This is a genomic window from Alcaligenes sp. GCM10023179, assembly GCF_042653705.1.
GTDB lineage: Bacteria > Pseudomonadota > Gammaproteobacteria > Burkholderiales > Burkholderiaceae_B > Alcaligenes > Alcaligenes phenolicus.
The window spans coordinates 1,144,396-1,159,972 of the sequence record NZ_JBHSIQ010000001.1 but is presented as its reverse complement, the minus strand read 5'-3'; the positions used below and the strand labels follow the sequence as shown (position 1 = coordinate 1,159,972).

Below are 15,577 nucleotides of genomic sequence, written 5' to 3'. Positions count from 1 at the left end.
GTTTTTCCAGGCGCGACCTTAGCGGTCGATCTCGCCAAACACAATGTCCTGCGTGCCGATGATCGTGACCGCGTCGGCAATCATGTGACCGCGGCTCATTTCATCGAGGGCCTGCAAGTGGACGAAGCCCGGAGCACGGATCTTCATGCGGTAAGGCTTGTTACCGCCGTCAGATACCAGATAAATGCCAAACTCGCCCTTGGGATGCTCCACACCGGCATACACTTCGCCAGTAGGCACGTGCATACCTTCGGAGAACAGTTTGAAATGGTGGATCAAGTCCTCCATCCCGGTTTTCATGCGTTCGCGCGATGGCGGCGCCACTTTGTGGTTATCCGTGATGACAGGACCGGGGTTGTTACGCAGCCACTGTACACACTGACGGATGATGCGGTTGCTCTCGCGCATTTCTGCGATACGAACCAGGTAACGGTCGTAAGAGTCACCGTTGCGACCCACAGGAATATCAAATTCGACGCGATCATAGACTTCGTAGGGCTGCATCTTGCGCAGATCCCACTCCACGCCCGAACCACGCAGCATGGGGCCGGTAAAGCCCAACGCCTTGGCGCGATCAGGATCAACCACGCCCACGCCCACCAGACGCTGCTTCCAGATACGGTTATCGGTCAGCAGGGTTTCGTATTCGTCAACACAAGCGGGGAAACGATTGGTGAAGTCTTCAATGAAGTCCAGCAAGGAACCTGAACGCGCTTCGTTCATGGCTTTCAGTTCTTTGTCGGAGCGGTATTTGTTGGCCTTGTACTGAGGCATGGTGCCGGGCAGATCGCGGTAAACGCCACCAGGACGGTAGTAGGCCGCGTGCAAACGGGCGCCGGAGACCGCTTCGTAGCAGTCCATCAGGTCTTCACGTTCACGGAAGGCGTACAGGAACACGGCCATGGCACCCACGTCCAGCGCATGCGAACCGACCGACATCAGGTGGTTCAGGATGCGGGTAATCTCGTCAAACATGACGCGGATGTATTGAGCACGCAACGGCACCTCAACACCGACCAGACGCTCCACGGCCATACAGTAAGCGTGCTCGTTGACCATCATGGACACATAGTCCAGACGATCCATGTATGGCAGGGTTTGCAGGAAAGTGCGGTGCTCAGCCAGCTTTTCGGTGGCACGATGCAACAGACCAATATGGGGGTCAGCACGCTGAATGACTTCGCCGTCCAGCTCAAGCACCAAACGCAACACACCGTGTGCGGCTGGGTGCTGAGGACCAAAGTTCAGGGTGTAGTTTTGAATTTCTGCCATGATGCTTATCGCCCAATTCCGTAATCGTCCTCGCGCACCACTCGTGGCGTGATTTCACGCGGCTCGATGGTGACGGGCTGGTAAATGACCCGCTTCTGCTCGGTGTCATAGCGCATTTCGACGTAGCCGGAGATGGGGAAGTCTTTGCGGAACGGATGACCGATGAAACCATAGTCGGTCAGGATGCGACGCAGATCAGGGTGGTTCTCGAAAATAATGCCGTATAGGTCAAACGCCTCGCGCTCGAACCAGTTCACCGACGGCCAGACCTCGAACAGGGTTGGCAAAGCGGGGAAATCGTCGTTGGGCACAAAGCAGCGCACACGCAGGCGCCAGTTGTGCTTCAAGGACATCAGGTGCAGTACAACGGCAAAGCGATGGGGAAACTGAGCCGATGCAGCCTGATAGGTGGGCGCTTTCCAGGCGGAATAATCAATCCCGCACAAGTCGATACAGGTCTCAAAGCGCAGATCAGCGTGGTCGCGAAGCAATGTGCAAGTGTCGACCCATGCATCAGCGGGCACTTCCAAAGTGAGTTCATTGCGCGCTTGCGTCAACGCAGCCTGCTCGCCAAGGATAGAGAGCAAGTTGGTTTTTAAAGTTTCTAGCCGTGTCATAGTCTTGTTTAGCCTGTTCTAACCGTTCAGCGTGCGATGGTATTGGTCAAGCGGATCTTGTTCTGCATTTGCAGCAAGCCGTAGACCAAAGCCTCAGCAGTCGGAGGGCAGCCTGGCACGTACACATCTACCGGCACGATGCGATCACAGCCGCGAACGACCGAGTAGGAGTAGTGGTAGTAACCGCCACCGTTGGCACAGGAGCCCATGGAGACGACCCAGCGTGGCTCGGCCATCTGGTCGTACACCTTACGCAAGGCGGGTGCCATCTTGTTGCACAGGGTGCCCGCCACAATCATCAAGTCAGATTGACGTGGGCTGGGACGGAAAATAATGCCGAATTGGTCCAGATCATAACGAGCTGCACCAGCGTGCATCATTTCCACTGCACAACAGGCCAGACCAAATGTCATGGGCCACATGGACCCTGTTTTTGCCCAGTTCAGAAACTTGTCTGCACTGGTCGTCACAAAACCTTCTTTGAGAATGCCGTCGATAGCCATAGTAGTTGCCTTTTGCCGGATCAGACCCTGGGAAGCCCCGGCCTATCCTGTTGCTGACCAAACCCGCTGTCATCAAGACGCATCCTCGTGCCCCTTATGCCCAGCAGCAGACGCGAAAACCCCTAGCAGGGTTCTCTATGGATGGGCTTACTCCCAGTCCAGAGCGCCTTTTTTCCATTCGTAGATAAAACCGACCGTCAAAACGGCCAGGAACGCCATAACGGTCCAGAAACCGACCAGGCCTACTGTTCCATTGGCCATGGCCCAGGGAAACAGAAAAGCGATTTCCAGATCGAACATGATGAACAGAATCGCGATCAGGTAGTAACGAATGTCCACCTTCATGCGCGAATCGCCGAATGCTTCAAAACCGCATTCGTAAGGAGAGAGCTTTTCAGCATCGGGCCGGTTTGGACCGAGCACTCGACCGACTAAAAGTAGAGCCAGGCCAATCCCAGTGGCGACGATGATAAATAGCAAAACGGGAAAGTACTCTTGCAGGTTCATGCAAAGCATCCAATCGCAGTAAATAAACTCTTGGATTGTAGCATTTTGAGAGCACAGTTTTGGGGGATAACCCCAAACCATTACATCTATGCACGGGTGTTGCACCCATGCCGCAAAAACTGTCAGCTACCTGACCAAAAACCCTTCAACTATTGATTATTTACTTTATTAAGGGTTGCGATTTCAAGCGCTGATTAATTATCTTACCCGCTTTTGTAAGGAAAATGTCAGCCACAACAGCCAGGAAAACGATTTTTCGCGCTTATTTTGTAAGCAAGACAAACAAGACCGAGCAGTCGGAATAATAGATAGGCAAGCACAACACACAAGCGATTCGGGCACCAGGCACAGAGGAGCACAGCAACGGCGTATTCAACAGATCCGCACACAGAACCGCAAGAGCGAGGACAAGCACATACCAACAACCCCAGAAGCAACAGCCCCAAAACAGCCCAAGAGCCGCAATCCAAACAGACCGACCTGAACACCCTAAACAACGAGCAATAAAAAAGCCATCCCGAAGGATGGCTTTTTATACTTCTTCAGCTCAAGCAAGTCCGAAGACTTGCTCATCGCAATGCGTAGACATGCTACGCAAATCGATTAGAACTGGTGACGCAGACCAACGCCGACCAAAGTCGACTTGCCATCAGGCAGGAAGTGCACGTTCTTGGCGTAAGAACCGATTGCGTACACGTTGGTGCGCTTGCTCAGTGGGTGGCTGTAACCCAGGCTGAAAGTGTGCTGTTTCTTCATTTCCCACGATGGGGTGTTGCGATCCAGCGACTCTGGAGCCGAACGAGGATCAGCCATAGTCCAAGAACCCATCAGAGTGCCAGCGCCAACAGGAGCAGACAAACCAACCAGGTATGTATTTACTTTCAGACCTTTCAGGTTGCTGGTGTCAATACCAACACCGCTGAAGGACTGAGCTTCAAACAGGCCGTCACGAGTTTGACCGAAAGCCAAGTGAGCTTTCACAACTTCAAAGTCGTAGCTACCGCCGATGTTCCAGGACTTGACAGTGTCGCCGCCAGTCACAGGATCACCAATTTGATTGCGGATTTCACGAGTCTTGTACTGATCGTATGTCAGAGCAACACCGATTGGGCCGTTAGCGTAGCGCAGACCGGTAGTGATACCGCGCTGGTTGCGCTCCAGACCATCCTCAGCGCTTGCGCTGTTGGTGATCTTGTACTCCTGAGGACCATCAGTGTTGAAAGAGTAACCAACGCCGAACTGGAAGCCGGAGAAGTTAGGGGTTTGATACATGATCATGTTGTCGTAACGAACGGTGTTAGCAGCCGTGAAAGCAGCACCGATGTTAGCTTGATCAAAACCACCGCCGAATGGATCGGCTACGCCTGGCAGATACTTGGAGGCGATGTTAGTCTGACGACCGAAGTCCAGTTGACCCCAGCTGTCACCAGCCAGACCCAAAGTGGCCTGACGGCCGAACAGACGGTCACCTTGCTTGTGAGTACCGGTACCCAGATCGAAACCACTTTCCAGAACAAACACAGCGCGCAGGCCGTCACCCAGATCTTCAGAACCTTTCAGGCCCCAACGGTTGCCGGACTGGATGCCATTGATCATGCCGGTTTTTTTCTGGCTAACGGATTCCAGACCATCACGGTTAGAAGCGTAGGAATCGGTACCCTTAAATTTCTGGTAACCGATACCACCGTCCAGAATACCGTACAGGGTGACAGACGTTTCTGCGTGTGCGACGCCAGCGAAGCCGGCCATCAGAGCAGCAGCGAGCAGAGTCTTTTTCATGTAAGAAATCTCCGTAGATTTGAGTAAATCAGAGCAGCCCAACTACAACAGTGCTGCTGCTCTTTCTAACTCCGCGATGGGAAGTTAACGCTATTGCATCAAAATTCCCGTCGCTTGACTACGAAACCCTTCGGAAACGTGAATCTTTGTGCACAGCTTGTTGGCTATACACAACAAAAACCCACTTGAAGCCGCTTTCCATGCCGCATTGAGCAAGCACGACAATTAGCAGGCTAAAGCCGGAATCTTCTTAAGAAGTTGCTTTAAGTGATCCGAGCAATCGGTTGCCAATGCTGGTTTTCTGCAAACAAGGCAAAAAATGAAATCGGCACCGAAAAAGACAAGATCGCCGACCCCAGCCTATCGAGAGCCAAAGCTGGCTACTCAATCCACCTGATAAATTCTCACATTATGAGAATTAACACCAACATAGGATTCAGCATGCACTGACCCAGTTCAATCACTTTCCTGGCAATCAAGAACGGGTTCCGGAAATCAAACGCAAGCAACTTACACAAGAAGGCAAAACACCCAAAAATTGGCGAAAAAAAAACCTGCCCTTGCCAGGATCAGGTTTTATTTCCAGGCTCCGCAATCGCAGAACTTTTCAACTTTTTTGTTTGGTGCCGACGACGAGACTCGAACTCGTACAGCTTTCGCCACTACCCCCTCAAGATAGCGTGTCTACCAATTCCACCACGTCGGCAAGCAATCAAGACAGCGATATTAGCATGACAAAAGTAAAGCTGTCAGTACAAAACAGCCCAAAACACCTAAAAAAGCACGTACTCAGGCATATTCCACACAAACAACGCCAAATAGACAAAGCCCGCCATTAGAGGCGGGCTTTGATATCGTATTTTCCGATCCTGCTTTTAATCCTTACCGTCTTCTATATATAGAGCAGCATTGAATCCCCAAGCAGATCGAACTTACTCAGCAGCAGGAACCGCAGGAGCGCTTTGCTCAGGAGCTGCTGAAGGTACAGCAGCTGGCACAGAAGCGTCAGGGGCCGGAACCGAAGCTGCACCCGATGGAGCTGCGCCAGGAACAGACGATTCGTAACCCTGCATCACGCCCGCATCTACTTTCTGCGCAGGATGGTGAGCAACCCAAGCCAAGCCACCGGTGGACACAAAAAAGACGATTGCCGCCCATTTGGTCATGCGCGACAAAAAGTTCGCCGCACCTGCCGCACCAAACACACTCCCTGCCGAGCCGCCACCAAAGGCCGAGCCCATATCAGCGCCCTTGCCTTGCTGCAACAGCACCAGACCAATAATCAACAGCGAGGAGATAACCTGCACCGCCATCAGAACGGAAGACATCCAATCTTGCATTTAAAGACTCCAGACCCTTTAAGCGGCCACAATACGTAAAAATTCTTGCGCATCCAAAGACGCACCACCCACCAAGGCACCATCAATATCCGGCATGGCAAACAGCTCGGCGGCATTATCCGCCTTCACGCTGCCACCGTACAAAATACGCAACTGATCCGACCCCATATAGGCGCGAATCTGTTGATGCATTTGCTGCGCTTGCTCCGGCGTTGCAGTCAAGCCCGTACCAATAGCCCAGACCGGCTCATACGCCAGGACCAGTTTGGATACCACTTCCGCCCCAAGAGCTTTGATGGGTTCAAGCTGATCTTGCACCACACAGGTTTCCTGCCCCGCCTCACGATCGGCCAACTGCTCGCCAATACAGACAATAGGCGTCAAGCCCGCATCCAGTGCCGCAACAACTTTTGCGGCAACCTGAGCGCTACTTTCCTGGTGATACTGACGGCGCTCGGAATGCCCGACAATCACCCAGCGACAGCCGATATCAGCCAGCATTGCCGCCGAGATTTCCCCCGTGTATGCACCCTTGGCGTGGACACTGACATCTTGAGCGCCGACCGCTATGGTCGAATCTTTCAAGATACCTGCCACCTGAGGCAAATACACATAAGGAACGCATACAAGCACATCACAATCTGCCTGCGCACCAGGCTGAACGAGCAGTTCTTGCAGCAGACGGCTGTTGCCATCAAGCGAGCCATTTAATTTCCAATTACCCGCAACCAGTCGTTTACGCGAAGAATGTACGCTCATTGCTCCCTTGATGCCAGTCAAAAAGTTACACCAACGCCCACAATCAAGGCGCAGCTAACCGGCTATTGTAGCGCGTGCTAATCCGTTTCGCGCATATTTGACAGAAAATTCGTTTCAGAACAGCAAGAAAAAGGGTGGCTGCGCCACCCTTGCTGCTTTTATGGAACAAGAATGATCTTGCCCACCTGCTCACCCGCCTCCATCATGGCATGCGCTTCGCTCGCCTTTTCCAAGGGGAAAGTGGCATGAATCAAGGGACGTACCTGCCCTGCTTCCAGCAAAGGCCAGACACGCTCTTTCAGAGCCTGCGCCAGTTGCGCCTTGAACTCGACAGAGCGGGACCGCAAGGTTGAGCCAGTGATAGTCAAGCGACGACGCAGGATCTCCCCACAATTAATCGTGGCCTTCACCCCACCCAGCAAAGCAATAATGACGATACGACCGTCATCAGCCAGACACGTCAAATCCCGGTTGATGTAGTCGCCAGAGACCATATCCAGAATCACATCAACGCCACGGCCGCCTGTTTTGCTTTTGATGACGTCTTCGTAAACCTCGGTTTTATAGTTGATGCCGATCCCGCCCAAGCGATTAATGGCCTCCACGCGCTCATCACTGCCTGCCGTGGCATATACCGTATGCCCCAGAGCCACTGCCAACTGGATAGCTGTTGTCCCAATTCCGCTGGCACCGCCATGCACCAGCAGGGTTTCACCCTTGCTCAACTGACCACGGTCGAACACATTGCTCCAGACAGTGAAGAAAGTTTCTGGCAGCCCCGCCGCCTCCAGCAAGCTGAAACCCGCAGGAATAGGCAAGCATTGCTGTACTGGCACCACACAATACTCGGCATAGCCACCACCAGTGACCAACGCACAGACCTGATCCCCAATCTTGAACTCACTGCCCTGCACATCGCCCGATACGATTTCACCGGCCAGTTCCAGGCCGGGAATATCAGAGGCACCAGCCGGCGGCGGGTAAGCGCCTGCTCGTTGCAAGACGTCCGGACGGTTCACGCCCGCCGCCAGCACCTTGACCAGCACTTCACCCGGACCTGTTTGTGGCATGGGACGCTCGCCCACTTGCAACACTTCCGGCTTTCCAAACTCGGTAATCTCAACAGCTCGCATACCTACTCCCTGATATCTAGACTATTTTTCCAGCGCGGCTGCAAGCACTAACCATAAGCAGCCGCCTTACCTGCTGCAATCTATCACAGGCACTGGCATCAACGCCCTATTCCAGCCATGAAAACAGATTATTTCGATGACGCTGGCAAATTTATACGTTACACTTTAAGGCTTTCCTGGCCTCCGTGCTTTTTTGCGCATGTGACTTGTCAGGAAGAAAAGCCCAACAGACAGGAAGCGTGCCAGAGCGGTTGAATGGACCGGTCTTGAAAACCGGCGATGGGGTAACCCATCCGTGAGTTCGAATCTCACCGCTTCCGCCATCATCTCCCGCTGCATCCATGGCGGAATTGGTAGACGCAAGGGACTTAAAATCCCTCGATCTTTGATCGTGCCGGTTCGATTCCGGCTGGATGCACCATAGACCTGAAGCGGTCTGCACTGATACATAAGCCTTGAATTTGCCCAAACCTGCGTTGGTTTTGCAGCAAAAACCAGGCGACAAAAAGCCCACTACGCATAGTGAGCTTTTTTGTTTCACCAACCATCGAATGGGGCAGTAACCATCTGCCGCTATATAAGCCGCATACGGCATACACACTGCCTGTTCAAACCCTGTCAATCAGAAAAACACTGCCAGGCTCCTTCTACGGAGCTGCGCCGTAGACCTGCCGACCGGCAAAGTAAGTCGCCAGAACCTGAGTGTCTTTCAAAGCCTCTACATCTACCTCCAGCACATCGCGATCCAACACGATAAAGTCTGCCTGCTTACCCACCTCCAGAGAGCCAATTTCCCTCTCCATTCGGATAGCCCTGGCCGCGTTGATGGTATAGGCCCTAAACATACTGTCTTTATCCATACGCTCGCCTGCATTCAAACCGCCATCCGGCCCAGAGCGTGTCATTGCATGATGCATGGCTTCCCACGGATTCGCCGTAGAAATAGGCCAATCACTGGCACCCACAATCACCGCTCCATGCTGCTGCAGCGACCGAGCTGGATACTGACCCTGAAACTCCGAATCAGGAATATAAGGCTTGACCAGATCAAGCAGATAGTTATCAAGCTCGGCCCAGTGCAACTGCATGACAGCCATCACATCAAGCTGTTTAAAGCGGGGATAATCAGCCGAGCTTACCAACTGCAGATGCGTAATGGAATGCGGTACACCACTGCTGCGCTTTTTGCGCGCCGACTCAATAGCATCCAAAGACACACGCACAGCCCTGTCGCCCAAAGCGTGGATATGCACCAGCCAGCCACGCTGATCAATAGCATCAACCAGCTGCGTCATTTTGCGCTGCTCCAGCAGCAGCTCGCCCTGCTTGCCAGAGTTTTCATAGCGGCCCAGCAAGGCTGCGCTTTGAGCCGGATACTCCAACACCCCATCAGCAAACACCTTGATACCCGGCAAACTCAGATTAGGGATGTGCGCAAAGCGCTTTCGGACACCATCAAGCCGCTCCAGATCCGCAGCATCACTCTCCGGACTGGCCACCAGCAAGGCAGCAACATGAGCAGTTAATAAACCCGCTTCTGATAAAACCCGGTAAGCCGGCAATATGCCCTCTCCAACACTGCCAAGAGATCGAGAAAACAACGCCTCCCCCGGCCCGGCGTTGGCCGCCGGATCCATCCAGGCCGTAATGCCATAGCGATTATTGGTTTCAACAGCGATTTTTGCAGCTGCCAGTAGCTGCTTTTCAGCTGGTTTGGGCAAGATCACCGTTACCTTATCCAGGCCAGCATCCACCAACACCCCATCAGGCTGTCCATTACTGGCCACACCGATGGTGTGTTGAGACTTCGCAGGCAATGACTGCACGTAAGCAGCGTCAATTCCTGCCTTTTCACGCATTGCCTGATTCGCCCAGGCCGTATGATAGTCAGCCCCCATCAGCAACACAGCCTGATGCTGCCAAGCCCCAGCATCCAGCAAATCGCTCAATGACTCGGGCGCAGACCACACCGCTGGATTCACCCCAAACACCACCATAGGCACATCTGGTCCGGACTCTTTTTCCACCAGCCAGGTTTGCAATTGCTGAGCGAGTTCAAGCGGACTGAGCTCTTGATCCTCCAGGTTTGGCGCCAAAGCAGCCAGGCCCGCAAAAATAGCGTGGGAGTGCGCATCAATCAGGCCAGGCATAACGCGTCGACCCTCAAGGCTTAGCATGCGAGTTTTCGCTCCCTGATAGTGCAAGACCTGTTCGCTCTTGCCTATGGCCAGAATTCGGCCGTGGCTCACGGCCATCGCCTCGGCATCAGGTGAATTGGCATTAGCGGTATAGATCTTCGCGTCCAGAAAGATCGTATCAGCGACTTCATTAGCGCCAACGCTCCCCGTAGACCCAACTAGCATCACAGCACACAAGCACCTGAATAGCCTGTTTATCCCCATCATTGACTGTCTCCTGCATCAGCTTTTGATCATGCTCGGCCAGTACCCACCCAAGCGACAACTCAAACTTGGATCAGCATGACATCGCATCACTCCCTGTTTATGGATTTTATGATTTCGACATCCAGACAGCGCTTAATAAAGCTCTGCAAACCCAAGACAAGCGCTACCAGAGCCCGTGACAGATTTCCTCTAAAGCACGGAAGGCCAAGGCTTTAGCCAGAATGCACAACGTTTAAACAAGGCGCACTCAAACCAGCTCCCTCCAACCCCGGGCAATGCCAAACGCAAAAAACCCGCCTTTCGGCGGGTTTCTCTTCAAGCAGACTGCAAGCGCTATCAGGAAGCAGCAGGAGCAGCTGGGCCGCCTTGAGCTTCGATACCGCCGATAGCCTTGATCGACAGACGCAGACGGCCTTTCTCGTCAGCCTCGATGACCTTGACCTTAACAACCTGACCTACTTTCAGCACGTCATTGATGTTGGCGATACGGTAGTTGGCAATCTCGGAGATATGCAGCAAGCCGTCACGGCCTGGCAGCACTTGCACAATCGCGCCAAAGTCCAGCAAACGCATCACTGGGCCTTCGTATTCCTGACCCACTTCCACTTCAGCGGTCAGTTCCTTAATACGGCGCTCGGCTTCGCGGGCCTTGTCCAGATCAGCACTGGCGATCGTGATGGTGCCATCATCCGAAATATCGATCTGTGTGCCGGTTTCTTCGGTCAGGGCGCGGATGGTTGCACCACCCTTACCAATCACGTCACGAATCTTCTCGGGGTTGATCTTCACGGTCAGCATGCGAGGCGCGAATTCGGACATCTCGGTACGGGAACCGTCGATGGATTCTTTCATCTTGCCCAGGATGTGCATACGGCCTTCGTGAGCCTGAGCCAATGCAACCTGCATGATTTCCTTGGTGATACCCTGGATCTTGATATCCATCTGCAAGGCAGTAATACCTTTCTCGGTACCGGCAACCTTGAAGTCCATATCGCCCAGGTGATCTTCGTCACCCAGAATGTCGGTCAGCACAGCAAACTTGTTGCCTTCCTTGATCAGACCCATGGCCACACCAGCCACGTGATCCTGCACAGGCACACCAGCGTCCATCATGGACAGGGAGCCACCACACACAGATGCCATGGAGGAGGAACCGTTGGATTCAGTGATCTCGGACACCACGCGGATGGAGTACTGGAAGTCTTCAGCGGCTGGCAGCAAGGGGGTCAAAGCACGCTTGGCCAGACGACCGTGACCGATTTCACGACGCTTGGGAGCGCCGAAACGGCCAGCTTCGCCAGTGGCGAATGGAGGCATGTTGTAGTGCATCATGAAGCGATCGCGGTACTCGCCCATAATCGAATCAATGATCTGCTCGTCTTGCTTGGTACCCAGAGTGGTGACCACCAAAGCCTGAGTTTCGCCACGCGTGAACAAGGCGCTACCGTGAGCACGGGGCAGAACGCCCAGACGGATGCTGATAGGACGAACGGTACGGGTGTCGCGACCATCAATACGGGACTCGCCGCTCAAGATGCGCGAACGCACGATCTTGCTTTCCAGGTCGAACATCATGTTTTCGACGGCAACCATATCAGGCTGATCCTGACCGGCGGCTTCAGCTTGAGCCTTGACCGTTTCTTTAACCTGAGCGTAGACAGCGCGCACTTGCTCGGTACGAGCTTGTTTTTCGCGAGTCTGGTAGGCCTGTGTCAGACCTTCTTCAGCAGCAGCGGTTACCGCAGCCAACAGGCTTTCGTTAACAGCAGCAGGCTGCCAATCCCACTCGGGCTTGCCAGCTTCTTCAACCAGTTCGTGAATGCAGTTGATGGCTGCTTGCATTTGCTCGTGAGCAAACACCACACCACCCAGCATGACTTCTTCGGACAATTGCTTGGCTTCGGACTCAACCATCAGCACAGCCTGCTCGGTACCAGCCACAACCAGATCCAGAGCCGAAGATTTCAGCTGAGTAGCGGATGGGTTCAGCACGTACTGACCATCAACGTAACCCACACGGGCAGCGCCCACAGGACCGTTGAAAGGAATGCCGGAAATAGCCAGGGCAGCCGAGGCGCCGATCATGGCAGCGATATCAGGATCAATTTCAGGGTTGACCGATACCGTGTGAATGATGACCTGAACTTCGTTGTAGAAGCCTTCAGGAAACAGAGGACGCAGTGGGCGGTCGATCAGGCGGGAGATCAGGATCTCGCGCTCGGATTGACGGCCTTCACGCTTGAAGAAACCACCAGGGATCTTGCCAGCGGAGTAGGTTTTTTCGACGTAATCAACGGTCAGAGGGAAAAAGTCCTGACCCGCTTTCGCTTCGCTTTTGCCAACAACAGTGGCCAACACAACAGTGTCTTCAATCGAAACCAGCACGGCACCTGACGCCTGACGTGCGATTTCCCCGGTTTCCAGAACGACGGTATGCTCGCCGTACTGGAAAGACTTGGTGACTTTATTGAACATTAGGAGAATCCTTACAATAAAAAAACCGTGCACACAGCGAAACCAGTTCGCCGAATGCACGGTTGTTTAGCGGGGAGCCAGCCCCGGTATCACTTACGCAGACCGAGTTTTTCGATCAAAGCACGGTAAGCGTCTGGATTACGACCTTTCAGATAATCCAGCAATTTGCGACGACGGCTAACCATGCGCAACAGACCACGACGGGAGTGGTGATCTTTGTTGTGAGCCTTGAAGTGGCCGGTCAATTCGTTGATGCGAGCGGTCAGCAAAGCCACTTGCACTTCTGGGGAGCCTGTATCGCCTTGTTTACGCTGAAACTCGGAAACGATATCGACTTTTTTGATATCTGCAACTGCCATTTTATTTAGCCTCTAAGACTTGCGTTAGGACCGAGGTGCCCTAACGTGTTGAAAATGAGATTGAGTGCACCGGGCCCATCAGGCCAAGTGCAAGCAAACGATTATAACGAAAAACCGGACAAGGCGTTAAGCATTTCGGCCAGCTGGCCTGCCAAAGCCGGGGATTTTAGTTGTTTCCACGCCGAAGTCGTGCCAAAGCACGGGCTCGACGCCAGCGCCAGGCCATCACAAACCAGCCCGACAAGCCATACAGGCAGAACAGGCCAAACAGGAAGACTGGCGGATCTGTAGAGACAAACACGAAGACCAGCACAAAAAGCAGCATGACCCAAAATGGCACGCTACGGCTGATCGCAAAGGACTTACCGCTGTAGAACGGCGCATTGGAGACCATGGCCAGGCCGGCATAAATGGTTAAACCAAAGGCAACCCAGGGAATCACATTCACTTGCAAGGACAGCTTGTTGTCCACCGCCAGCCAGACAAAGCCAGCGACCAGAGCAGCGGCCGCCGGGCTGGGCAAGCCCTGGAAAAAACGCTTGTCGACCACTTCAATATTGGTATTGAAGCGGGCCAGGCGCAGCGCACCACCGGCTACGTAAATAAAGGAAGCCAACCAGCCCCAGCGGCCCAATCCCTGCATGGCCCAGACGTACATGACCAGCGCGGGCGCTGCACCAAAGGAAATCATGTCTGCCATGGAGTCGTATTGCTCACCAAAGGCGGACTGAGTATTGGTCAAACGAGCAACCCGCCCGTCCATACCATCAAACACCAGCGCCAGGAAAATGGCGATGGCTGCCGCCTCAAAGCGGCCATTCATGGCCTGCACAACAGCATAAAACCCCGCGAACAAATTGGCGGTCGTAAATGCGTTGGGCAGAAGATAGATGCTACGCCGACGACGGGTTTCATCATTGAGCAAATTGGGCATAATTTATGCTTTAAGAGTTGTTGCTAAGGACTGAACACTCGAATGTAGCATTGTCCCCAAGGCTACAGAGTGCAAATAATTCCAGCATATATAAGCCAGAGCGAACAGAAATGGCCAAGAGGCCTGCGGCCAGGGAGTTCATGGATAAACAGTAGATTTTATCGAATCCGCTTGCGCACCACCCCAACAGGGGCACGATGGTCAAACCAAGCACTGCATTTTATCGCGCCCTCACCAATACGGCTATAAGACGAGAACAAGGCGCTTCCATCCTTTTTTTAGCCCCAGCAGAGGCGGCGCTGAAAGCCAAATTTTTGCAGCAATAAAAAAAACCGGCTGACGCCGCAAGACGTCAGCCGGTTCAGGCTCAAGACCAGGGCAGCTTATGAGGTTGCCCCGATATCAAACTTAGTTCTTGGACTTGTCGACCAGCTTGTTAGCGGCGATCCAAGGCATCATGGAGCGCAGCTTGCTACCCACTTGCTCGATCTGCGATTCGGCGTTGATACGACGACGCGAGATCAGGGTAGGAGCGCCGGCGGCGTTTTCCAGGATGAAGTTCTTGGCGTACACGCCAGTCTGGATGTCTTCCAGGCACTGACGCATGGCTTTGCGGGTTTCGTCGGTAACAATCTTCGGACCGGTCTCGTATTCGCCGTATTCGGCGTTGTTGGAGATCGAGTAGTTCATGTTGGCGATACCGCCTTCGTAGATCAGGTCCACGATCAACTTCAGTTCGTGCAAGCACTCGAAGTAAGCCATTTCAGGAGCGTAACCAGCCTCAACCAGCGTGTCGAAACCAGCCTTGATCAGCTCAACCGCACCACCGCACAGAACAGCCTGTTCACCGAACAAGTCGGTTTCGGTTTCTTCGCGGAAGTTGGTTTCGATGATACCGGCACGGCCACCGCCGTTAGCCGATGCGTAAGACAGAGCCACGTCGCGAGCAGCGCCGGTCTTGTCCTGGTAAACAGCGATCAGGTGAGGAACGCCGCCGCCTTGGCTGTAGGTGCCACGCACAGTGTGACCAGGAGCCTTGGGAGCAATCATGATGACGTCGATATCGTCACGTGGCACAACTTGGCCGTAGTGAACGTTAAAGCCGTGAGCAAATGCCAGAGCGGCGCCGGGCTTGATGTTCTCGGCAACCTGGTTGCGGTAAACCTCGGCAATGTTTTCGTCAGGCAACAAGATCATGACGACGTCAGCGCTCTTGACGGCTTCAGCCACTTCCTGAACTTTCAGGCCAGCGTTCTCGGCTTTGCTCCAGGAAGCGCCGCCTTTACGCAGACCAACAACCACGTTCACGCCGGACTCGTGCAGGTTCAGGGCGTGGGCGTGGCCTTGCGAGCCGTAACCGATGATGGCAACGGTCTTGCCTTTGATCAGGGAAAGATCACAATCCTTGTCGTAGAAAACTTTCATTTCAGGTGCTCCAAATTTAATAATTTCGCTTAAACAGCAATTCGAGAATGGCCGCTCATGCAGCAGCGG

Annotated in this window: 13 protein-coding genes and 3 tRNA genes; 2 read left to right on the top strand and 14 right to left on the bottom strand. The window is 53.6% G+C overall.

From position 1 onward, the window contains the following. Positions 1 to 18 precede the first annotated feature (18 nt). The 9 genes from ACFPDR_RS05150 to ACFPDR_RS05110 form a co-directional block, all read right to left on the bottom strand. On the bottom strand, positions 19 to 1,272 hold the full coding sequence (locus ACFPDR_RS05150) for an NADH-quinone oxidoreductase subunit D (RefSeq protein WP_003801056.1): 1,254 nt from the start codon (positions 1,270 to 1,272) through the stop codon (positions 19 to 21). Positions 1,273 to 1,277: 5 nt separating this feature from the next. Next, positions 1,278 to 1,889 (bottom strand): NADH-quinone oxidoreductase subunit C, encoded by a 612-nt coding sequence (locus tag ACFPDR_RS05145; protein ID WP_009456690.1) that lies wholly within the window; start codon positions 1,887 to 1,889, stop codon positions 1,278 to 1,280. A gap of 26 nt (positions 1,890 to 1,915) precedes the next feature. Continuing rightward, entirely contained in the window at positions 1,916 to 2,392 is a 477-nt protein-coding gene (locus tag ACFPDR_RS05140; RefSeq protein ID WP_003801059.1) for a NuoB/complex I 20 kDa subunit family protein, read from the bottom strand. Positions 2,393 to 2,539: 147 nt separating this feature from the next. Next, a complete protein-coding gene (locus tag ACFPDR_RS05135) occupies positions 2,540 to 2,899 on the bottom strand; it encodes an NADH-quinone oxidoreductase subunit A (RefSeq protein WP_003801061.1) in 360 nt (119 codons plus the stop codon). Between the two features lie 603 nt (positions 2,900 to 3,502). Further along, entirely contained in the window at positions 3,503 to 4,678 is a 1,176-nt protein-coding gene (locus ACFPDR_RS05130) for a porin (protein ID WP_137431432.1), read from the bottom strand. Positions 4,679 to 5,299: 621 nt separating this feature from the next. Further along, positions 5,300 to 5,384 (bottom strand) — tRNA-Leu (locus ACFPDR_RS05125). Between the two features lie 226 nt (positions 5,385 to 5,610). Further along, complete coding sequence (gene secG / locus ACFPDR_RS05120; RefSeq protein WP_115633929.1) at positions 5,611 to 6,018, bottom strand: preprotein translocase subunit SecG; 408 nt, start codon at positions 6,016 to 6,018, stop codon at positions 5,611 to 5,613. A gap of 18 nt (positions 6,019 to 6,036) precedes the next feature. Beyond that, positions 6,037 to 6,777 carry a triose-phosphate isomerase gene (gene tpiA, locus ACFPDR_RS05115; protein ID WP_115633930.1) on the bottom strand — a complete coding sequence of 247 codons (741 nt, stop codon included), beginning with the start codon at positions 6,775 to 6,777 and terminating at the stop codon, positions 6,037 to 6,039. Between the two features lie 158 nt (positions 6,778 to 6,935). After that, entirely contained in the window at positions 6,936 to 7,910 is a 975-nt protein-coding gene (locus ACFPDR_RS05110) for an NAD(P)H-quinone oxidoreductase (protein ID WP_035272457.1), read from the bottom strand. Between the two features lie 233 nt (positions 7,911 to 8,143). Here ACFPDR_RS05110 and ACFPDR_RS05105 point away from each other — a divergent pair. Both ACFPDR_RS05105 and ACFPDR_RS05100 read left to right on the top strand, forming a co-directional pair. After that, positions 8,144 to 8,233 (top strand) — tRNA-Ser (locus ACFPDR_RS05105). A gap of 12 nt (positions 8,234 to 8,245) precedes the next feature. After that, positions 8,246 to 8,331: transfer RNA gene (locus ACFPDR_RS05100), tRNA-Leu, on the top strand. Between the two features lie 226 nt (positions 8,332 to 8,557). Here ACFPDR_RS05100 and ACFPDR_RS05095 read toward each other — a convergent pair. From ACFPDR_RS05095 to ilvC, 5 genes are all read right to left on the bottom strand, one after another. After that, complete coding sequence (locus ACFPDR_RS05095) at positions 8,558 to 10,273, bottom strand: amidohydrolase (RefSeq protein WP_376910738.1); 1,716 nt, start codon at positions 10,271 to 10,273, stop codon at positions 8,558 to 8,560. 378 nt (positions 10,274 to 10,651) lie between these two features. Continuing rightward, entirely contained in the window at positions 10,652 to 12,790 is a 2,139-nt protein-coding gene (gene pnp / locus ACFPDR_RS05090) for a polyribonucleotide nucleotidyltransferase (protein WP_035272454.1), read from the bottom strand. Between the two features lie 89 nt (positions 12,791 to 12,879). Next, the gene (gene rpsO / locus ACFPDR_RS05085) at positions 12,880 to 13,149 is read right to left on the bottom strand and encodes a 30S ribosomal protein S15 (RefSeq protein WP_003801068.1); all 270 of its coding nucleotides are present in this window, start codon (positions 13,147 to 13,149) and stop codon (positions 12,880 to 12,882) included. 166 nt (positions 13,150 to 13,315) lie between these two features. Continuing rightward, entirely contained in the window at positions 13,316 to 14,083 is a 768-nt protein-coding gene (gene pssA, locus ACFPDR_RS05080; RefSeq protein ID WP_035272453.1) for a CDP-diacylglycerol--serine O-phosphatidyltransferase, read from the bottom strand. 408 nt (positions 14,084 to 14,491) lie between these two features. Beyond that, the gene (ilvC, locus tag ACFPDR_RS05075; protein ID WP_009456705.1) at positions 14,492 to 15,508 is read right to left on the bottom strand and encodes a ketol-acid reductoisomerase; all 1,017 of its coding nucleotides are present in this window, start codon (positions 15,506 to 15,508) and stop codon (positions 14,492 to 14,494) included. Positions 15,509 to 15,577: the final 69 nt, after the last annotated feature.